Genomic DNA, 20,334 nt, shown 5'->3' with positions numbered 1-20,334 from the left:
GGCCCGTGTATCATCATTGAATATCAGAGAGTTATGCGCTTCTCACGCAGGTGAGTGCTGCGTTGCCGCAATGCAAGCAAGCGTTTAATCGGGCCGTGGGATTAGACCAAAGTTGATGCAGCCAGGAGGCCAGGATGCCGCCAGCCACCCCGTTTCACCTGCCACCGCTGCTGAGGGCCTTCCAGCAGGCGCTCGAGGCACGCGACTGGCGCGGTCTGCTGTGGATCGACGGCCCCGCCGAGGAAAGCCGGGCACGCGGGCAGGCGCTGTGGCAGGGCAGCGGGTGGCAGGAGGCCCTGTGGGTGGCCCCGCAGCGTCCGTCCATGGTGCCCGAGTCGCAGTGGATCCCCGCCGGCAAGGCGCGCACGCGACTCGGCGGCGAACAGGATCTGGTGGTCTTCGATGCGGTCTCGGCGGAGGCGGGCTTCGACCCCGACGCCTTCGGCGCCCTGTCCGGCACGCTGCGCTCGGGTGGCTTGATGGTACTGATGACGCCGGCTGACTGGGGCGCCAGGCCGGATGCCGATTATGGTCGCCTGGCCGAGCACCCCTGGTCGGCCGCCGAGCTCTCCTGTCGGTATCTGGCGCGTCTGGCGGGGCTGCTCGCCGAGGCACCGGACATTGCCCGCTGGGGGGCGGGGCAGTCGCCCGCCGTCCCGTCGTTCAGCGCCGCGGCTCGCCATGACGCCACTCCGCCACCGGCTGACACGGCCTGCCTGACCCGGGATCAGGCCGATGCCGTGGCGCGGCTGGTGAGTCTGCGCCGGCGACGCCCGCTGGTGATCACCGCCGACCGGGGGCGCGGCAAGACGGCAGCGCTGGGGATCGCCTGTGCCCGCCTGCTGGAACGGGGCGTGGCGGAGGTGCTGGTGACGGCCCCGCGTGCCGCGGCAGTGGCGGGGCTCTTCGAGCGTTTGGCGGCGCTGTGCCCCCAGGGCGAGCGACAGGGGCAGCAGTTCACGCTGGGCGATGGCCGGGTGAGCTTCGTGGCGCCGGATGAGCTGCAGGCGCGGGTCGAACGTGGCGAGGCGGGCGGCGCCGGGCGCTGGTTGCTGGTCGACGAGGCGGCGGCGATTCCCGCCGGCCTGCTGGGCGACTGGCTGGAAGTCTTTCCGCGCATCGCCTTTGCCACCACCGTGCACGGCTATGAAGGTGCCGGGCGCGGTTTTGCCCTGCGCTTTCGCGAACGCCTGGACCGTCAGACGCCGGCGTGGCGCGAGTGCCACCTGGCGGCCCCGGTGCGCTGGGCGCCAGGCGACCCGCTGGAAGCGCTGACCGCACGCTTGCTGATGCTGGACGCGGAACCCGAGGACGTCCGGCCGGGGCCGCTGCAATGGCGACGTGAGTCGCGTCAGGCGCTGAGCCGCCACGAGCCGCGCCTGCGGGCCATCTTCGGCCTGCTGGTGCAGGCGCATTATCGCACCACCCCGGCCGACCTGCGCCGTCTGCTGGATGCGCCGGATAGCCGGGTCGTCAGCCTGTCCCGCGACACCACTGAGCCGCCGGGTGTCGCCGCGGTGGCGATCACCAGTGACGAGGGCGGTTTCGACGCCGAACTGGCCGAGCGCGTGGCGCGAGGCGAGCGTCGTCCGCGAGGGCATCTGCTGGCCCAGTCACTGGCCGCCCATGCCGGCGAGCGCGAGGCGCTGACCGCACGCTTGCGGCGCATCGTGCGCATCGCCGTGGCCGATGCCTGTCGACGGCAGGGCCTGGGCGGCCAGTTGCTGGACGCCGAAGCGCGCGAGGCCAGAGACGCCGGCATGGACCTGCTGGGCGCGAGTTTCGGCGCCGAGCCCGGCTTGCTGGCCTTCTGGCAGTCGCGGGGCTTTCGGGTGGTGCGTCTGGGCATGACCCGCGAGACCGCCACCGGCGAACATGCCCTGATGATGGTTCAACCACTGAGCGCGACAGGCGATGCCCTGGTATCGCGCCTGACCCGGCGCTTTCGGCGTCAGCTGCCCGGATTGCTGGCCTTCGAACTGGCCGAGCTCGAGCCCCAGCTGGTCCTGGCGTTGCTGGCCGAGGAGTCGACCGAAGGGCAGCCGGCTGAGCTATCGGACGAGGACCGGCGCGACCTCGAGGACGTGGCTCACGGCCAGCGCGACCCGAGCCTGGTGCGGCCGGCCATGCAGGCGCTGGTGGCCTCGGTGGCGCCCACGGGGCAAGGCGATCACGAGCTTGCCATCCTGGCGGCCTGGGCCTTTCAGGGGCGTGGTGACGCCTGGCTCGCCCGGCGTCTGTCACTGAGCGGGGCGCGTCAGGTGGCGGCCTGGCGACGCGCGACACTGGCCGCCTGGCTGCCCTGACGGCGAGGCGCTGACAGCACTTCCCAAGCCCGGGGTCGGCGGGTAGAGTCGGCGGGTCAACCACGGTATAGAAGCGCCATGAACGCACATCTCGAACAACTCGCGCCACAGGCAGTGTGGCGCCATTTCCGCACACTGTGCGACACGCCGCGCCCCTCGGGCCACGAGGCCACACTGGTGGCGAAACTGGAAGCCTGGGCCGATGGCCTCGGCCTGGCCCATGATCGTGACGATTTCGGCAATCTGCGTATACGCAAGCCGGCGACTCCCGGCCACGAGGCGGCCCCCGGCGTGATCCTGCAGGGGCACCTGGACATGGTCGCCCAGGCCAATGCCGAGCATCCCCATGACTTTACCCGCGACCCCATCGCCACCCATGTCGTGGATGGCTGGTTGCAGGCGGAGCACACCACCCTGGGGGCCGACAACGGCCTGGGGGTCGCTGCGGCCCTCGCCGTGCTGGAAGACGACACCCTGACTCACGGCCCGCTCGAGGCGCTTTTCACCCTCGAGGAAGAATCCTCCATGGGTGGCGCCCTGAACCTGGCCGAGGACTGGCTGGAAGGCGATATTCTGCTCAACCTGGACTCCGAGGATCGCGGTCAGGTCTACATCGGCTGTGCCGGCGGTGCCGATGTGGTGGTCGATGCCCAGTTTCCCACGCGGGCCGTGGAAGCGGGGGAGGCCTTGATGCGTCTCTCGCTGAGCGGCCTGACCGGCGGTCATTCCGGCATCGATATCGACAAGGGCCGCGGCAACGCCAATCGGCTGCTGGTGCGTGCCCTGCGCTGGCTCGAGGCCTGCGGGGCCCGCCTGGTCGACTATCAGGGCGGCACGCTGCGCAATGCCTTGCCCCGCGAGGCCTTCGCCACCCTGGCCATGCCCGAGGAGGAAGTCGCGGCGGCGCAGCAGCGCATGGTCAGGCTGCAACAGGAATGGCGCGACGAACTGGCGGGAGTCGATGATGGCCTGCAACTGACCCTCGAGCCCAGCACGGCCGATGGCAGCGCGGCCCTGGGGCGCGATGCCAGCCGTCTGCTGGTCAATGCGCTGCATGCCGCGCCCTGTGGCGTCGAGCGCATGAGTACGGCGGTTCCCGGCGTGGTGGAAACCTCCAACAACCTGGGCGTGGTGAGCCTGGCAGAAGGGCGCTTCCACCTCTGTGCCCTGGTGCGCTCATTGCGCGACAGCGCCGGGGCCGATCTGGCCGACCGCTTCGCTGCGCTGTTCGAGCTGATCGGCGCGCGCACCCGGGTCGAGAACGCCTACCCCGGCTGGACGCCGGCCCCGGAGAGCCCGCTGCTGGCGCGCTTCTGCGACCTGCACCGCCAGCGACTGGGCATCGAGCCGGCGGTCAAGGTGATTCATGCCGGCCTCGAGTGCGGCATTCTGGGCGCCAAGTATCCGGGACTGGCGATGATTTCCTTTGGTCCGCTGATCCGCGGTGCCCACTCGCCGGATGAGCGCGTCGAGATCGACTCGGTCGAGGAGTTCTGGGACATGTTGCGCGCCCTGGTCGAGGACCTGGCGAGCGCGACGGCGTGAAGGGGGCGACATGAAGGAAGCCTGGCTGGCGCTGCCGGCCTGGGGGCTGCCGCTGGGGCTTGGCGTGCTGGTGCTGGTCAGCCTGGTCTGGGGAGTCGTGCAGTATCGCCGTCATGCCGCCGTGGCCGCGCGCCTGGCCGAGCGCGAGGCGGCCGCCCGGCGTCTCGAGCAGGAACTGACGCAGAGCGATGCGCAGCTGGACGGCAGCCGGGAGCGTCTGGCCAGTGTCGAAGCGAGCCTGGCCCAGGCTCAGCAGCAACTCGCCGAGCAGCGGGAGCGCTCGGCGCGCCTGGAAACCGAGCGCGATCAGGCCGCGCTGCGCCACCGCGAACAGGTGGCCGTGATGGAAGATGCCCGCGAGCGCCTCAAGGATGAGTTTCACCAGCTCGCCGGCCAGGTCTTCGACGAGCGCCAGCGCACCTACAGCGCCCAGAGCCGCGAGAGCCTGGAGGCGCTGCTCAAGCCCTTCCGCGAACAGGTCGAGCAGTTCCGCAAACGGGTCGAGGAGCTGCATGGTCAGGAGCAGCGTGAGCGCGGCACCCTCAAGGCCCAGCTCGATCAGCTGGCCGATCTCAATGCCCAGCTGGGCGATGAGGCGGCCGGGCTGGCGCGAGCCCTCAAGGGCGACCAGAAGGCCCAGGGCAACTGGGGCGAGCTGATCCTCGAGCGGGTGCTGGAGCGCAGCGGGCTGAGACGCGACATCGAATACCGTCGGGAAGTCACGCTGCGTGATGAACAGGGGCGCCGCCGCCCCGATGCCATCATCTATCTGCCGGAAGATCGTCATCTGGTGGTGGATGCCAAGGTATCGCTGAGTGCCTGGACGCGTGTCGTCAATGCCGAGGACGAGGCCCAGCGCGAGGCGGCGATGCGCGAGCATCTGCAGTCGCTGCGCTCGCACGTACAGAGCCTGGCGGCCAAGGATTATCCGAACCTCTCGACGCTGCGCTCGCCGGATTTCGTGTTTCTCTTCGTGCCCATCGAGCCGGCCTTCGCGGCGGCCTTCGAGCGCGACGCCAGCCTCTTTCAGGAGGCCTTCGACCGCCAGGTGGTGATGGTCACGCCGACCACCCTGCTGGCCAGCCTGCGCACCGTAGCGGGACTGTGGAGCCTGGAACGCCAGAACGAGAATGCGCGCCTGATCGGCGAACGCGCCGAGCGCCTGCTCAACAAGTTCAGTGGCTTCGTCGAAAGCCTGGATGAGGTGGGCCGGCACCTGGAGCGTGCCAGTGACAGTCATCGCCGCGCCATGCAGCGCCTATCGACCGGGCAGGGCAGCCTGGTGTCCCAGGCCCGCGAGCTCGAGCGCCTCGGTGTGCGCATGAAAAAGCCGCTGCCCGACGCCCTGGTGCGTGCCGCCGAGGAAACGGATTCCCCGGGGGATGGCGAACACAACGACGCCGCCCCGGAAGGCGGCGACGATGACGGACCGGATTGAAGATCAATCAGTGCTTCTGCCGAGGGTGTCGACAAAAGTCACGAGCGACGCCCGGGCAAGGCGAGTTTCAACACCGTCCTGGCGAGCGCAGTAATTTGCCGGCAGCCTCTCAGCCGAGATAGGCGTTCAGCATCCAGATCGTCTTCTCCTGCTCGCGGATGTAATCGCCCACCTGGGAGGCCGTGCCTTCATCATCGGCGTCGGAGGCCAGCGACAGGATCTCGCGCTGCAGGTCGATCAGCGTCTGATAGCCCTGGACGATGCCGCGCACACAGGCTGCCCCGTCGTGGATGTCCTTCTGTTCCTCGATGGTGGCGAGCTTGAAATAGTCACTGTAGGCGTGAACCGGCTTGTGGCCGAGGGTCAGGATACGCTCGGCAACCTCGTCGATCTTGGCCAGAAGGTCGGTGTAATACTCCTCGAACTTGGTGTGCAGCTCGAAGAAGTTGTCACCCTTCACATTCCAGTGATAGCCACGCACGTTCATGTAGAACAGTTGATAGTTGGCCAGCAGGGCGTTGAGTCGCTCGGCGAGATGGCTGGCGCTTCCAGCGTGAAGACCAATGCTGTTGGTATCGCTCATGCAGTACCTCCTTGAATTCGTGCTGTCGAGTCTAGGCGCAATGGAGTGAAGCGTGAAACGAATTCCCTTCATTGACACCATAGGGTTGATACATGACATGCGGGCGACAGGGCGGGGCTTCAAGGTATCGAGGCAGGTTGCCTGCTAGACTGACGGCAGACTTCAAGGAGTGCAGCCCCATGATGGGTGGATACGGGAAAGTCCTGGGCGTGATCGGGTGCCTGATGCTGGCGGGCTGTCAGACGACGCCCAACCGCATGCCGGAGGCCGAGCCGTTGCCGGCCGCGGCCTGCCAGTGGCCAGTCACGGAGCAGACCGGGCTGGTGCAGGTGGTCGGGGCGCTGGAACGACGCGGTTTCCTGGTGCGCGATACGGATACCGCGCTGGGCGTGGTCAGTGCCGAACGCACGCGGCGCGTGCTCTATCACAATGCCGTCTCGCCGCGCCCGCGCCTGGGCGGTTTCCTGTTCGGCGGCAGTGGTGGCCATGTGTCATCCGGCATCGGGCTCGGCGTCGGCTTTGGTGGCGGCCCCGGCTATGATGAGGCCACGCGCCTCGAGCGGGTTTCCGTGCAGGTCGGCAAACAGCAGGCCACGGTGTCCCGGGATATCCAGCTGTTCGACTGGCGAGGCCAGCAGGTCGAGTCGAGAACCGCCAGTGATGGCCGCTTCTGTCAGACGTTACGCGATGCCATGGCCGGTGAAGGGAGTTCATCATGACAGCACGGATGCGTGTATTGGCGCTGATGGTCGTCCTGCTGCTTGGCCCGCTTGCCGGTTGTGCCAGCACGCCGGCCCCCGTCGAGCCCCTGTCGGGCCGCCTGGCAGGCTCGGTGAGCGAGGCGCTGGACGCCTCGGTCAGGCTGCTGCTGGAACGTGGCTATGTGGTGCGTCACGCCGATGGTGATCTGGGGCGCGTCGAGGCTGTCCTGGCCCGCTGGCCCGGCTATCGCATTCGCCTGCAGGTAGAGCCGGCCGAACGTGGCAGCCGGATCGAAATGACGGCCTTTCAAGGCGGACACCCGCTGCCGCCCGCCTTGCTGCAACCCTGGCTGATGACGCTGCGCTCGCGTCTCGGAGCGGGGTAGCGGCCATTTCCTCCGGGCGGTTCCGCGTCAGACCGCCCACTCCATGGACTCGGCGGCGTTGCGCAGTGTGGCGCCGAGTTCGGCCTGCTGTGCAGCGTCATAGGGTACGGCCTCGCCATGACCCCAGACCGGCGCCGGCCAGGCCGCGTCATCATGGCGACGCAGGATCACGTGAAGGTGCAACTGGGCGACCACATTGCCCAGGGTGGCGATGTTGAGCTTGTCGCCCGACAGGCATGCGCTGAGCAGCTCGCCGGCTCGGGTCGCCTCGTGCCAGAACTGACGCTGGTCGACCTCGTTCAACTCGGAAACCTCGGTGATGCCAGCGCGCCGCGGAATCAGCACCAGCCAGGGGAAGCGCGCATCGTTCATCAGCCGCAACTGACAGAGGGGCAGGTCGGTGATGTAGTGGCCATCCTGGGCCAGTCGATCATCGAGGTTGAATTCCGGCATGCGCAGGCCTCCTTCTGGTTCATGGGCGCGCTGGTGTGGCTCATGCTAAATTAAAGATGTGGTATCTTGCAGGCGGTGTAGAATGAGACATCTGGTGCCACCCAACCTTTCCTGAACAAGGAGCGTCCCATGAAACGAACCCTTTCCCTGGTGATGGTTGCACTCTTCACTGTATCCCTGCTGGCAGGCTGCAATACGGTCCGAGGCGTCGGGCAGGACGTCGAAGAAGGCGGTGAAGCCATCCAGGAAACCACCTCCTGACACTCCCCCGGCCGAGATCACGGCCTGACTCCCGGGCCGTGAACGGGGCACGGCGGGCTCAGATTTCTCCGCGGTGCTCGGCCCTGGCCTGACGCTCCTCCTCTTCTGCCTTCTTGCGCCGCTCCTTGCGCAGCGTCGCCCGTTCGTGACGCAGGCGCTGTTCGTCGGTGTTCAGGGCCAGGGGCGGCACGCTGGCGGGTTTGCCCTGCGGGTCCACGGCGACCATGGTCAGGTAACAGCTGTTGGTATGACGCAGCAGCTTGTCTTGGATGTTCTCGGCCACCACCTTGATGCCGACCTCCATGGAGGAGCTACCCACGTGGTTGATGCTGGCCAGGAACGTCACCAGTTCACCGACCTGAATGGGCTGCTTGAAGCGTACCTGGTCGACCGACAGCGTCACCACATAATGGCCCGAGTAGCGGCTGGCGCAGGCATAGGCGACCTCATCGAGCTTTTTCATGATGGCTCCGCCATGAACCTTGCCGCTGAAGTTGGCCATATCGGGCGTCATCAGGACGGTCATGGTCAGCTCGTGCTGGCCGGGCAGCGCATGTTCAGTCATGGTCCATCGCCTCTCGGAAATTCCCCTACAGCATAACGCCCGCTCCCCGTTGAAGGGGAGCGGACTTGTGCCGGTCGCGTTGGCCCAGCGTTACAGCCAGGTCAGCCCGGCGGCGATGATCACCCCGGTCAGCAGTAGCTGGATGAGGCAGAAGCCCATGATGTCCTTGGCCTTGAGGCCGGCGATGCCGAGCACCGGCAGGGCCCAGAAGGGTTGCAGCAGGTTGGTCCAGGCGTCGCCCCAGGCCACGGCCATGGCGATCCGCGGCACGTCCACGCCAAGGGCTTCGGCGGCCGGCAGCATGACCGGTGCCTGCACGGCCCACTGGCCGCCGCCGGAGGGCACGAAGATGTTGACGATGCCGGCGCTGATGAAGGTCCAGAAGGGCAGCGTGGCTTCGCTGGCCAGCGAGATCAGGGCCCCGGATAACGTCTCGGCCAGGCCGGATTGCACCATGATGGCCATGATGCCGGCGTAGAAGGGGAACTGGATGACGATGCCGGCGCCGCCCTTGATGGCCTCGTGCAGGCTCTCCAGCAGGCTGCGTGGCGTGCGGTGCAGCACGATGGCCAGAAACAGGAAGAGGAAGTTGACCACGTTGAGGTTGAGCCCGCCACCGCGCAGGACGAAGTGATCGAGCAGGAACAGCAGACCCGGGATGCCCACCAGCCAGGCCAGGGTCATGCTGTTCTCGAGCCGCTCGGCGGGGCGCTTGATGCGCACGCGCTGGGTCTCCTCCTCTTCCAGCAGGCTGGGGTCGATGTACACGCTGTCGCGCTCGTCGGGCAGCATCATGCGGTTGATCAGCGGCATGGCGATGAACAGCATGACCACGATGCCCAGGTTGAACAGCGAGAAGATGGTCTCGCCGGTGCCGATCACCCCGATCTGTTCGATGGCGAAGTGGCCGTCAGTGGCGATGGTCAGTGGCACCGAGCCCGCCAGGCCGCCGTGCCAGACGATGAAGCCCGAGTAGGCGCTGGCCACCAGCAGGCGGTAGTCGACGCGAATCTGTCGGGCCAGTTCCTTGGCGAACAGGGCACCGACCACCAGGCCGAAGCCCCAGTTGATCCAGCTGGCGGCCAGCGACACCAGGGTCACCAGGATGATGGCGGCACCGGCGTTGTTGGCAAACCCGGCCAGGCGCTGCAGCAGGCGTTTGACGGGCGGGGAGTTGGCCAGCATGAAGCCGGTGACCAGTACCAGCAGCATCTGCATCGAGAACGACAGCAGGTTCCAGAAGCCGTCACCCCAGAAGCGCAGCACCGCCAGTGGCGTCTGGCGCTCCACGGCGATGGCGGCGGCCGCCGCAATGATCGTCAGCAGCAGGACGAAGATATACGGATCGGGCAGGTAGCGTTCGACGAGTTTGACGGCCGGGCGCGACAGGGACTTGAGCATGGTGGCAGAACCTCGTGGCGGATGTTGAAACGGGTGCCAAAAAACTGCGTCGGATCAGCAAGTTGTTTTGCCAACTTGGCCCGGGGTGGCAGTGTTGTCAAAGCCACTATAGTTCAATGCCGTCTCAGAGGGTGTTTGCAAAAGTCACGAGCGACGGCCAGGCCAGGCGAAATCAGCCGAAAAAGCGGAGTTTACGAGCTGGTAAATGAGCATTTTGAGGCTGATTTCAACGCCGCATGGTCGAGCGCAGTAGTTTGTAAACACCCTCTCAGTCGGCGTGCTCCGCTGCCGGGTCGTCGCGCCAGTGGTGCTGGCGGTAGTGGCGATAATAGGCGATCAGCACGCCCGAGCGGGTCGCGGTAAAGAGCGTGAAGGCCAGCCACAGGCCGTGATTGCCCCAGGGCTGGGTCAGCCACCATATCGGCAGGTAGACGGCCAGGCCGATGAAGATGCTGTTGCGCATCTCGCGGATGGCCGTGGCGCCGATGAAGACGCCATCCAGCAGGTAGCTCCAGACGGCGATCAGCGGCATCACGACCACCCAGGGCAGATAGGTGGCGGCACTGTCCCGGACCTCCGGCAGACCGGTCAACAGGGCGATCAGCCACTGGCCGCCGATGGCGAATACCAGGGCGGCGATACCCGCCGTGAGCAGGGAGAAGCCCGCCGCGCTGCGCACGGCCCGGGCGAATGCCTGCCAGCGTTGTTGGCCCACGGCATGGCCGGTCAAGGCCTCGGCGGCGTGGGCGAAGCCGTCCAGTCCATAGGAGGTGAGCATGATGAACTGCAGCAGGACGGCATTGGCGGCCAGCACGGTATCGCCCTGGGCCGCGCCCCGGGAGGTGAAAAAGGCCATGGCGAACAGCAGGCCCAGGGTGCGCACGAAGAGGTTGGCATTGACCCGGAAGAGTTCGCTGTAGGCCGCCATCCTGAGCAGCCGGGAGCGCCGGAAGCGTCCGCCGAGCTGCTGCAACTGGCGGCTGACCAGCCAGAGCCCGACGCTCAGGGCACTGTAGTCGGCGATGACCGTGGCCCAGGCCACGCCATCACTGGTCATGCCCAGGCCGACCACGAACCACAGATCGAGCAGGATGTTCACGGCATTGGTCAGCACCATGATGATCAGCGTCACCCGGGAGTTCTGCTGGCCGAGAAACCAGCCGAGGATGGCATAGTTGGCCAGCACGGCGGGGGCCGACCAGAGGCGAATCGAGGCATATTCACGCGCCAGTACCGTGGCCTGCTCACTGCCATCCAGCAACCACAGGCCCAGCTCGACCAGTGGTCGGCCGGCCAGGATCAAGGTGAACCCGATGCCCATGGCCAGCAGCAGCGACTGGCCGAGCAGGTTGCGCACGCCCTCGTCGTCGCCGCGCCCGGCCGCCTGGGAAGTCAGGCCGGTGGTGCCCATGCGCAGGAAGCCGAAGCCCCAGTAGAGAAAACCGAACAGGGTGGCGCCCAGGGTCACCGCCGCCAGATAACGGGAGTCCGACAGGTGGCCGACCACGGCGGTATCCACCAGGCCGAGCAGCGGCACGGTGATATTGGACAGGATGATGGGCCAGGCCAGCGTCCAGACGCGGCCCCGGGAGAACTCGGCAGATGACACGACGGCTCCGGATAGTCAGCGAGCCGCTCAGGATGGCCGCCACCGCCAATGGGTGCAAGTCGCTGGCGGTGGTGGCTATAAAGCCATCAGGCGATGAAATCCCACTGAGTAGCGCCGAGGTCATGTCCGCGCATTTCTTCTGAGGACATGAAGCCTGCCATGACATCCTGAACCTGAGTGCCGGAAGCCAGCTTTTCGACCCAGTAGGCACGCCCTTCAGTATCAGCCTCGCGACCCAGTAGCTCCGTATAAAGCAGATCCAGAGCTTCCTCGCCCTGAGGCAAGTGGTGCCCGGCTTCTTCCGAGGTGAGGAAGTACTCGGCCATTTGGGCGCGTCCCAGGCCGTCGGCATGCTGTTGTGCCCAATACTGAAGGCCACTAAGGTCCGCCTGTCGTCCCAGCACTTGAGCATACAGGCCGGTAATCCAATCCAGGTCGTCGCTGTATTCGATTGTCATCTCCTCTCCATTGGCAAAGCTCAACGTCTCGACGTTCACCAATGTATCCGTATCGTTGCCACTCTCTTTGGGGGACACGCTGATGGTGCCGTGCTCCTGGGTAATGACATAGTCCTCGCGACTACCGTCATAGCTTGCAAGATCCCGACCTGTGCCGCCATGCAACAGGTCGTCTCCGGCGCCGCCGAACAGCTCGTCATTGCCGGCTTCGCCGAACAGGCGGTCATCGCCGCCCAGGGAGCCGACGGTATCGTCTCCACCACCGCCGTAGAGCAGGTCGTCACCCTCGCCGAGCACAATGGACTGGGCGCTAGCATCGGCGACGACGACATTGTCGCCGGTGCCACCGATGATCTCGATCTCCCCCTTGATGCTGGCGAAATCGATATTCTCGAGCCTAAGTCTGGAACCACCGGGAAGCCCCTGCGTATCAATGACGTAGGCGTCTTGGGTCTCGGCATTGCCCAGGAACGCCAGTGGCTCGGTGGGTACACTGTCAGCCGTCGGCGTCAAGGTGCGGACATCCAGCTGGGCATCGTCTGGGAGTGCGTCCAGCCATTGCATGGCGCGGCTGACCTGGTCCGACAGGTTATCCGGCCGCGTGTTTCTGATGTTGTCGACCAGGTCAGCCTCGGGTTCAGGGTCAGGGTCAGGGTCCGGCGACGAGGGCGTCACATCGATGTTGACAGTATCACTGGCGGTACCGACCTCATCCTCGCCCCCGTCGGCCAAGGTAATATCGAAGCGGCTCTGCCCAGCGGTACTGCCCGACTGGAAGCTGAGTAAACCGTCATCGATATCCTGTTGGGTGAAGGTGTCATCGGCTTGCAACTTCCTGCCATTCAGAGATAGAGCGCCGCTGGTCGGCAAGCTATCCAGGGTGTAGGTGAGTTCATTACCGTCATCGTCCGGGTCGCCTTCATCGAGGTGCTCGCTTGTCAGTATCACTGTGCGGTTGGCGCGTACCGAGAAGCCGGTATTGGTGGCGATCACGGGCGCTTCGTTGACGTCGGTCACGGTGACGGCGATGTTCTGGGCATCGGTGGCGCCGTCGTCGTCGGTGGCGGTCACCTGGACGTCGTAGACGCCATCGCCGTTGTCGTCGGCCAGGGCCTCGAAGTCCGGAGAATCGGCGAAGGTCAGCTTACCGGTGGCGGCGTCGATGCCGAAGAGGCTCGCATCGTCGCCGCCGCTGATGCTGAAGGTGGCCGTATCGCCGGCATCGGGGTCGCTGGCGGCGACAGTGGTCACCGTTGTCTGATTCTCGTCGGCGGTAGCGCTGCTGCCGCTGGTGATGGTGGGGGCATCGTTCACGGCGGTGACGTCCAGCGTCATGGTGTGGCGGGAGGAGAACACCGAACCGTCGGAGACCGAGAAGGTAAAGCTGGCGTAGTCATCGCCGTTGGCATCGGCCGCCGGAGTGAAGGTGAGCAGGCCGTTGGCGATATCGCTGGCACTGATGCTCTGCCCGTCGGTGACGGCATTGCCGTCCAGCGCGAGCGTTCCGGCAGTCGGCAGGGTGTCGATGCGGACCGCGTCGAGGGTATCGCCGTCGTCTTCGTCGCTGAAGGCGAAGTCGGCGGCGGCGAAGATGCGGGCGGTATCCTCGTCGGTGGTCAGGGTGCTGTCGGCCGCCGTGGGTGCCTCGTTGACGTCGGTGACGGTGACGGCGATGTCCTCGGCATCGGTGGCGCCGTCGTCGTCGGTGGCGGTCACCTGTACATCGTAGGCGCCGTCGCCGTTGTCGTCGGTCGGGGCCTCGAAGTTCGGGGCATCGGCGAAGGTCAGCTCGCCCGTGTCAGCGTCGATGCCGAACAGGCTCGCGTCGGCGCCGCCGCTGATGCTGAAGGTGGCCGTATCGCCGGCATCGGGGTCGCTGGCGGCGACAGTGGTGACCGCTGTCTGGTTCTCCGCCACGCGCTTCGTCGCGGTATCACCGCCGCCATCGCTGGTGATGGTCGGTGCCTCGTTGACGTCGGTGACGTTGACGGCGATGTCCTGGGCATCGGTGGCGCCGTCGTCGTCGGTGACGGTCACCTGGACGTCGTAGACGCCGTCGCCATCGTCGTCGGCCGGGGCCTCGAAGTCCGGGGCGTCGGCGAAGGTCAGCTCGCCGGTGGCGGCGTCGATGCCGAACAGGCTCGCGTCATCGCCGCCGCTGATGCTGAAGGTGGCCGTATCGCCGGCATCGGGGTCGCTGGCGGCGACAGTGGTGACCGCCGTCTGGTTCTCTTCCACCGACGACGTGGCGGAGTCGCCACCGCCATCGCTGTTGATCTCGGGGAGCGTGTTGGCTTTGATCCGGGTCCCATCGCCGGCGTCGCTGAGGTGGAACCCGACACCGTCATAGTGGGGCAGGTCGATCACCGGGTCGCCGGCTTCGATGGTACCGTCCGTGTTCGAATCCAGCGTCAAGGTACCCGCCTCGGCGTCGTAATCGATATGTCCCGAGGACGTGGCCTGCCAATTGGTCACGTGGACCACGTCATCTCCCGCGAAGTCGGTCACGGTATCACCAGCCAGGGAATCCAGTGTGCCGCGGAACTCGTCATCGCCTGCACCGCCGGTGAGGATGTCGTCTTCGCTCTGGCCAACAAGGGTATCGTTGCCGCCCTTGCCGACCAGTTCGTTGGTACCACTTGATGACCCCGTGAGTATGTCAGCCCCGGCGCCGCCGCTGATCTGTGTGCCGTCGCCGTCCGTGTCCGCGATGGCGCTGCCGTCGATGTCGAGGGGCCCCGAGGCTCTTGCGCCATCGACGGTGATATCGTCGAGACCGTTGAGGTCATTCAGCTTGAGGGCCGCCGTTCCATCAATGGCCAGCGTGGTGCCGTACTGTAGCCCGGTGAAGCCCGTGACGGTGTTCTCTGGTGAACCTTGCGAGGTGATGGTCAGCGTCGCGAGCCCGCCTGGCGTCGCGTCTTCGATATCCGCGACGCTGACGCCTCCCGCCAGCTCGATCGTCAGCTCGTCGCCGCTGTTGAGCTGCCCGAGTTCCAACGCCTGAAGTTCGCTCTTGACCTTGATGCATGCGCCGCCATTTAGGTTGTTCACGGTGAGCGAATCGGCTGTGTCGTCGCCATCAGTGATCCAGACCTCTTCGAGGTCGTTGCTGTAGTCGTCGGCATCAACGGTGATCGACTGCCCGACATCCTCATCGAGAGTAGTCAGATCAAGGATCTCGATATTGCTGGCTGCTGTGGCCGTGCTCAGGTCGGGCAGGTCATGTGTCCCGGGATCGATATCGATCACGCGCAGACGATCGGTGCCATCACCGCCGTCGAGCACATCGCCCCTCTCGAACTGCGGATCGTCCGCGGTGCCGTTGCCGTCGTTGTCCTGACTCGCGAAGATGAGGTCCGCCTCCGGGCCACCACTGACGTTGTCCGCGCCGTCTCCGGCGTCAGTCGGGATATTATCGGCGGTGAGCGTGATTCCCTCTTTGACGTCTACGGTCACGGTATCCGTTGCGCTTTCGTCGCCGACCGCAATAGTGAATGCATCGTCGCCGCTGTAATCGGCGTCTGGCGTGTAAGTCAGATCTTCGATGGTACTGGATGAGAACCCGCCCAGGCTTCCCTGGTCGGGCCCGGAGACGATCGACCATGTCAGTGTGTCGTCTTCCGGGTCGCTTGCCTTCAGGGTTCTTTCAAGGCTGACCACCCCGTCACCCTGTTGCACGTAAAGGTTCGGCGATGGATACCTGAACTCGGGCGCATCGTTAACCGGGTCGACCTCTAGCGTGACCGTCTCCGTGGCGGTTGTAGAGTCAAGCTCCGAGTCGGACAGTGAGATATCGATGGTGCGGTCGCCACCGGTTGGATCGTCGCCGCCGTCGTTGTTATAGGTGAGAGCCGCGATCAGCGCGTTCATGCTGTTGCCCACACCTGGCTTCGCCTCCGCGTTCAGCGAGATCACCAAGTCGTTGCCATAACTGCCGCCGGTGGCGGTGCCGATCTTCGTGCCGCCGAAGGTCACGGCGCTGCCATCGAAGCCGATCAGGCCGGCGCCGTTGCCGTCGTCGTCCACCGACAGCACGTCCTCCGCCGTGATACCACCGTCGGTGATGCTGACGACCAGCTCGCCACCGTCGAAGTCGTCGCTGTCGGGATCGGTTACCGAGGCGTTGCCGCCGACGTCCAGCGCCACGGAGCTGTCTCCTTCGGTGAATCTCTGCGTGTCACCGTCGAGGTTGAACAGGACCGGCAGCTGGTTCAGCGTCATCGTCGCCGTGGTGCCGGTCGTCGCGATCTGGAACCCGGTCACCGGCGGCAGATGCTCCAGCGTGAGCCGCGTATCGTCCGTCGTGAAGGAATCGTTGCCCGGGTCATGCGTGTCGAGAAACAGAGTCTCCGTGGTGTCCTCGTAGAGGGCGAACGCGCCGTCCGACTGTGAACCACCCAGGTTCGTGATGACAATCTCGTCGTCGGAACCGAAGTCGGTGATCGTATCGGACGCCATGTTGTCGATGGTGTCCTGGAAGGTGTCGGCCCCGGCGCCACCACCTAGCGTGTCTGCGCCCGCGCTGCCGGAAACCGTGTCGTCGCCGGAACCGCCGCTGATGCTGTCGGCGTTGTAACCGCCGATGATCGTGTGGTCGCCAGTGGTGCCTGCCCCGGCAAAGTGGATCGTGTCCGCGTTTCCGTCAGTGTTGGTCAGCGCCGAGGCATTCAGGGTGATGCCGCTGCTCAGGTTATTGTCGGCCGTCACACGGAAGATGCTGGTTGATGCGCCATCCGTATCGGTGATCTCGGCCAGAGTGATGTCGTGGGCATAGTCGCTGGCAAAGTGCAATTCCTCGATATCGCTCACCGAGCCGCTCGAGAAATCAACGTTCACGGGGGATGGGCCGCTGATCTCGATACGGTCACTGCCGTCGGCGTCGATACCGTCGATGGACTCGCCGGGCTGGAAATCACCTGCCTCGATGATGAAGCGGTCCTCACCATTGCCCCCTTTCAGGGTGTCGGCGCCTCCACCTCCGTCGATGGTGTTGTCGTCGCCTGCGTGGCCGCTGCCCGCGTTGGCGCCGCCGTCAATGGTGTCGTGCCCGGCGCCGCCTTTCAGTGTGTTTGCCCCCTGAAGATTGTCGCCGTCGATGGTGACGCTGTTCGAGCTGGTCAGCCTCGAGGCGTCAATGGTCACACCGGCAGTCAGCGCAGTGGAGGCTGAGACCTTTATGTCGTTGTCTGATGCAGTGGCGACCGGGTCATCCAGTGTAATAGCGTGCGCCTCGTCCGATGCCAGTTCGATTTCGTCGATACCGGTCATGGTGCGCGAACCGGTGTCCAGAGTGATTGCGCCTTCGGTCAATTGCAGCACATCGCCTGCGCCGTCGGTGGCCGTAAAGCTCTGAACATTGTCGAGCGTCTCGGCGTTTACCTTGATTGTGGCACCGGCCGTTGTTGCCGCGACCTTATCCCAATCGGTGAAGGACTTCTGGGTGAGGTCAACGGAAGCGCCGCTGATTTCCAGCGTCTCGCTCCCGCTACTCTGTCCGGTGTAGTTGAGGAAACCGTCCAACTCGCTGGTTTCGTCCATCGTTACCGTGGTGGCGCCGTTTCCAGCCGTCTGCACGGTATCGAAACCGTCCATATCCTCGGTGAGTGCGGCAAAGTCGTAGGCACCCGTGGCGCCTAAAACCACGGTATTGGCACCGCCGCGGCCGTCGAGAACGGCGGCGGCATCCAGATGGCCAGGAGCGGCGATCCGCAGCACGTTATCGGCGACCGAGGCCGTATTGCCGTCCAGGATATTGGTGCCATCCCTGGTATCGAAGCCGGCTCCCGTCGTGATCAACGTGTCGGGGTCGATGGAGGTGAACTGTAGCGTGCCCGTGCCGTCGAAAGCGGCGATAGCGTTGCCGGGCGTGTCCTCAATCGCGCCGGCGTCGATATCGATCGAAAAGTCCGTCGGACCGGGCAATGCATTGGTCGGATTGATGGTCAGTGTCGAGCCGGTGATGTCAACTTGGCCGTCGGCGGTCCCTTGATCGGTGACGACATCAAACGTCTCCTCGGCTTCACCGCCCGTCTCACTGAACAGCGTAATCGTGCCCGAAGCGCCAAACGCGATATTCTCGGAAAATTCAACGGTCAGATTATTGGCCGTGGGCACGTTTGTATCGCCGTTGGTCGGGCTCGACGCCCCCACATCGACCGTGGGCGCCTCGGTGTCGTTGACGGTAATGTCGAAGGTCCGGCTGTTGCGGTCGCTGCCACCGTTTGTCGTGCCGCCGTTGTCCGAAAAACTCACGGTGACGGTCGCCGTGCCGTTGGCGTTCGCGGTCGGGGTGAAGGTCAGAGCCCCGCTTGCATCGTCGATGTCGGGTTGCGCATCGAAGAGGCTGTTGTCGTCAGTAGTCACGCTGTCGATGCTGACGGTCTGGCTGCTTTCGTTCGCCGCGCCCGGATCGCGTGCCGAGACAAAATCCATCACGGTTTGCGCACCGGCCGCCGAGCCCACGGTCTGGTTGCCGTCCAGAGTCAGGCTCGGTGCGTCGTTGACGGCATCAACGGTAACGCTGACATTCGCCGTACCGGTGGCAAAGGCACTCGTACCGCCGTTCGTCGTGGTGTCCGCGCCGGTACTTCCGGCGACACCGGCGGTCTGGTCCCAGGCGCGCAAGGTTATGCCGCCGCCCGGGGTACCGTTGAAGTCGCCGTCTGGCACGAAGCGAACGTGGTCGTCTTCTACCAGTAGCAGGGCACTGTCGTCCGCCGGGTTTGCGTCGGTGACCGTGCTCCAATTCTTTCCGCCGTCGGTTGAGTATTCCCAGGTACCGTCGGTGTCGGTCACGCTCGTCACGGCCACGCCCAGGGTGTCGCCCTCTGCATCGTCCGTGGTCCCGGCCGAACCGAGAATGGTCGAAACGGTCGTGCCGTCATTCCCGGTGGCGTCCTCGTTGATGGTGTCCAGGGTTCGTGTATCCGTGGAAAGAGTGGGGGCGTCGTTCACGGCGGTGACGTCCAGCGTCATGGTGTGGCTGGAGGAGAACACCGAACCGTCGGAGACCGAGAAGGTGAAGCTGGCGTAGTCATCGCCGTTGGCATCGGCCGCCGGAGTGAAGGTGAGCAGGTCGTTGGCGATATCGCTGGCGCTGATGCTCTGCCCGTCGGTGACGGCGTTGCCGTCCAGCGCGAGCGTTCCGGCGGTCGGCAGGGTGTCGATGCGGACCGCGTCGAGGGTATCGCCATCGTCCTCGTCGCTGAAGGAAAAATCAGCGGAGGTGAAGACGCGGGCGGTATCCTCGTCGGTGGTCAGGGTGCTGTCGGCCGCTGTGGGCGCGTCGTTGGCGTCGGTGACATCGACGACGAACTCTTTCGTCTCCGAGTCGGCGCCAGCCTCGTCCGAGGCCTGAACGGTGATCGAGTGCGAGGTGGCGGTTTCGTAGTCGAGCCGCGAGCCGTCGGCCACGGTCACGATGCCGGTGTCGGCGTCGATCTGGAAGCGCCCGTCGGCGTCGTCGGTCAGCGTATAGCTGACGCTATCGCCGTCCGGATCGGTGGACTCGGCGGTGATGCCGACCGCGGTGCCATTGGCGGCATTCTCGGCGATCGTGCCCCCGCTGTCGCCTTCGTTGTCGACCGGGGTGGAAGGCGGCGCATTGGCCGTGGCGAAGGCAATCTCGTCGAAATAGAACTGTTCGGCCTCGTCCGGCGTCATGGTAAATGACGTGATATTCGTAAAGCTACTGAGGTCGACCACGCCGGCGTTGTCTGGTGCATGAGCGATGGAGACGTTTGCTATATCCGCATGGCCATCGGCACTAAAGGTGGCGGTCGTGCTGCTAGTTGTCGTCAATAGCTCGATCGAGCTCATATCGATGGGCTGATCGAACTCAAAGGTATAAACGGTGCCCGGGTTCGAGTAGTTCGTGTCCGAGTGGGCAGCTTGCCCGTCTAGATTGCTAGAGCCGCCAATCGTCTCCAACCCCATATCGGTGTTGTTCGAGGCCGAGAGCGTCAAGGTGACGCCGGCCACCGTCTCGCTGACCGTCAGGCCGTTATCCGTTGCTGTGCCGGAGTCCCAGTCGAATTCGTCGCTGGCCAGCAGTCCGGCCCATTCTCGCTGCTGCGCGAGGGACAGGAAGGGCTCGCTCGCCACCTCGCCACTATGCCGGTCGAGCTGCCAGTCGCCGCCCCGGGCCGCGGCGCCGGTCGGTGTGCTGGAGGCCGCCACGCCGGCGCCGGTCGCCTCGGCGAGGGTCGTGATAAAGGCCTCGCCCGGCGCGCCGGCGGCCACCTCGCAGCCATAGACCCGGATATCGCCTTTCGGTGCCAGCGCCTCGCCCCAGCGGCCCAGTGCTTCGGCCCGGTCCTCGAGGGTCGTGGCGTCGAGGGAGCCGCCGCCGAGTTCGATCCGCCCCGGGCTGCCATGGGAGACCAGGTGGATCGCCTTGACCCCATGCCGACCGTCCAGCGCCTCGGTGACCTGCTGGACGCCGCTACGTTCGGCGTCCAGCAGGACGACCTCGATTCCGGGCGTCGTACCATCGATAAGGCGCTGGGTGTCGGGAACCCGGCTATCGATGAACAGGATTTCCTGGTACGCGGGCAGATTGGCCCGGCAGGTATCGACAGGCTCAGCAGTGACCGTGTGGTGGTCACGACGGGACATGGCGTTCAT

12 protein-coding genes are annotated in these 20,334 nt (G+C 65.4%); 6 read left to right on the top strand and 6 right to left on the bottom strand.

Going from position 1 to position 20,334, the window contains the following annotated elements; all coding sequences use genetic code 11:
* Window positions 1-134: 134 nt before the first annotated feature.
* The 3 genes from QWY79_RS04545 (at window position 135) to QWY79_RS04535 (ending at window position 5,289) form a co-directional block, all read left to right on the top strand.
* Window positions 135-2,306, top strand: a complete 2,172-nt coding sequence (locus QWY79_RS04545) for a tRNA(Met) cytidine acetyltransferase TmcA (RefSeq protein ID WP_290270311.1) — start codon at window positions 135-137, stop codon at window positions 2,304-2,306.
* A 78-nt stretch (window positions 2,307-2,384) separates the two neighbouring features.
* Complete coding sequence (locus QWY79_RS04540) at window positions 2,385-3,851, top strand: aminoacyl-histidine dipeptidase (protein ID WP_290270309.1); 1,467 nt, start codon at window positions 2,385-2,387, stop codon at window positions 3,849-3,851.
* 10 nt (window positions 3,852-3,861) lie between these two features.
* Window positions 3,862-5,289: a DNA recombination protein RmuC gene (locus tag QWY79_RS04535; RefSeq protein WP_290270307.1), complete on the top strand. Its 1,428-nt coding sequence runs from the start codon at window positions 3,862-3,864 to the stop codon at window positions 5,287-5,289.
* Window positions 5,290-5,398: 109 nt separating this feature from the next.
* Here QWY79_RS04535 and QWY79_RS04530 read toward each other — a convergent pair whose 3' ends face one another.
* The gene (locus tag QWY79_RS04530) at window positions 5,399-5,872 is read right to left on the bottom strand and encodes a Dps family protein (RefSeq protein ID WP_290270305.1); all 474 of its coding nucleotides are present in this window, start codon (window positions 5,870-5,872) and stop codon (window positions 5,399-5,401) included.
* A 179-nt stretch (window positions 5,873-6,051) separates the two neighbouring features.
* Here QWY79_RS04530 and QWY79_RS04525 point away from each other — a divergent pair, with 179 nt between their 5' ends.
* Together QWY79_RS04525 and QWY79_RS04520 are read left to right on the top strand one after the other, a co-directional pair.
* Window positions 6,052-6,591 (top strand): hypothetical protein, encoded by a 540-nt coding sequence (locus QWY79_RS04525; protein WP_290270303.1) that lies wholly within the window; start codon window positions 6,052-6,054, stop codon window positions 6,589-6,591.
* Window positions 6,588-6,959 carry a hypothetical protein gene (locus QWY79_RS04520; RefSeq protein WP_290270300.1) on the top strand — a complete coding sequence of 124 codons (372 nt, stop codon included), beginning with the start codon at window positions 6,588-6,590 and terminating at the stop codon, window positions 6,957-6,959. The genes QWY79_RS04525 and QWY79_RS04520 overlap by 4 nt, the downstream gene beginning before the upstream one ends.
* Window positions 6,960-6,986: 27 nt before the next feature.
* Here QWY79_RS04520 and QWY79_RS04515 read toward each other — a convergent pair whose 3' ends face one another.
* The gene (locus tag QWY79_RS04515; RefSeq protein ID WP_290270298.1) at window positions 6,987-7,412 is read right to left on the bottom strand and encodes an HIT domain-containing protein; all 426 of its coding nucleotides are present in this window, start codon (window positions 7,410-7,412) and stop codon (window positions 6,987-6,989) included.
* Window positions 7,413-7,541: 129 nt separating this feature from the next.
* Between QWY79_RS04515 and QWY79_RS04510 the strand changes: the two genes are divergently transcribed.
* Window positions 7,542-7,673 carry an entericidin A/B family lipoprotein gene (locus QWY79_RS04510; protein ID WP_264826470.1) on the top strand — a complete coding sequence of 44 codons (132 nt, stop codon included), beginning with the start codon at window positions 7,542-7,544 and terminating at the stop codon, window positions 7,671-7,673.
* A 58-nt stretch (window positions 7,674-7,731) separates the two neighbouring features.
* Here QWY79_RS04510 and QWY79_RS04505 read toward each other — a convergent pair whose 3' ends face one another.
* From QWY79_RS04505 to QWY79_RS04490, 4 genes are all read right to left on the bottom strand, one after another.
* Window positions 7,732-8,238 (bottom strand): acyl-CoA thioesterase, encoded by a 507-nt coding sequence (locus QWY79_RS04505; protein ID WP_290270294.1) that lies wholly within the window; start codon window positions 8,236-8,238, stop codon window positions 7,732-7,734.
* Between the two features lie 90 nt (window positions 8,239-8,328).
* Entirely contained in the window at window positions 8,329-9,639 is a 1,311-nt protein-coding gene (locus tag QWY79_RS04500; protein ID WP_290270292.1) for a short-chain fatty acid transporter, read from the bottom strand.
* A 268-nt stretch (window positions 9,640-9,907) separates the two neighbouring features.
* Window positions 9,908-11,248 carry an MATE family efflux transporter gene (locus QWY79_RS04495; RefSeq protein ID WP_290270291.1) on the bottom strand — a complete coding sequence of 447 codons (1,341 nt, stop codon included), beginning with the start codon at window positions 11,246-11,248 and terminating at the stop codon, window positions 9,908-9,910.
* A gap of 86 nt (window positions 11,249-11,334) precedes the next feature.
* A complete protein-coding gene (locus tag QWY79_RS04490; RefSeq protein WP_290270289.1) occupies window positions 11,335-20,325 on the bottom strand; it encodes a DUF4347 domain-containing protein in 8,991 nt (2,996 codons plus the stop codon).
* Window positions 20,326-20,334: the final 9 nt, after the last annotated feature.

The sequence above is a fragment of the Halomonas sabkhae genome (assembly GCF_030409265.1).
Taxonomy (GTDB): domain Bacteria; phylum Pseudomonadota; class Gammaproteobacteria; order Pseudomonadales; family Halomonadaceae; genus Halomonas; species Halomonas halmophila.
This window is presented reverse-complemented; position numbering and strand designations above follow the sequence as displayed.

Excerpts from the sequence above, each read along its gene's own strand:
- QWY79_RS04545 (WP_290270311.1), top strand. The coding sequence starts at position 135 with ATGCCGCCAGCCACCCCGTTTCACCTGCCACCGCTGCTGAGGGCCTTC.
- QWY79_RS04540 (WP_290270309.1), top strand. The coding sequence starts at position 2,385 with ATGAACGCACATCTCGAACAACTCGCGCCACAGGCAGTGTGGCGCCAT.
- QWY79_RS04535 (WP_290270307.1), top strand. The coding sequence starts at position 3,862 with ATGAAGGAAGCCTGGCTGGCGCTGCCGGCCTGGGGGCTGCCGCTGGGG.
- QWY79_RS04530 (WP_290270305.1), bottom strand. The coding sequence starts at position 5,872 with ATGAGCGATACCAACAGCATTGGTCTTCACGCTGGAAGCGCCAGCCAT.
- QWY79_RS04525 (WP_290270303.1), top strand. The coding sequence starts at position 6,052 with ATGATGGGTGGATACGGGAAAGTCCTGGGCGTGATCGGGTGCCTGATG.
- QWY79_RS04520 (WP_290270300.1), top strand. The coding sequence starts at position 6,588 with ATGACAGCACGGATGCGTGTATTGGCGCTGATGGTCGTCCTGCTGCTT.
- QWY79_RS04515 (WP_290270298.1), bottom strand. The coding sequence starts at position 7,412 with ATGCCGGAATTCAACCTCGATGATCGACTGGCCCAGGATGGCCACTAC.
- QWY79_RS04510 (WP_264826470.1), top strand. The coding sequence starts at position 7,542 with ATGAAACGAACCCTTTCCCTGGTGATGGTTGCACTCTTCACTGTATCC.
- QWY79_RS04505 (WP_290270294.1), bottom strand. The coding sequence starts at position 8,238 with ATGACTGAACATGCGCTGCCCGGCCAGCACGAGCTGACCATGACCGTC.
- QWY79_RS04500 (WP_290270292.1), bottom strand. The coding sequence starts at position 9,639 with ATGCTCAAGTCCCTGTCGCGCCCGGCCGTCAAACTCGTCGAACGCTAC.
- QWY79_RS04490 (WP_290270289.1), bottom strand. The coding sequence starts at position 20,325 with ATGTCCCGTCGTGACCACCACACGGTCACTGCTGAGCCTGTCGATACC.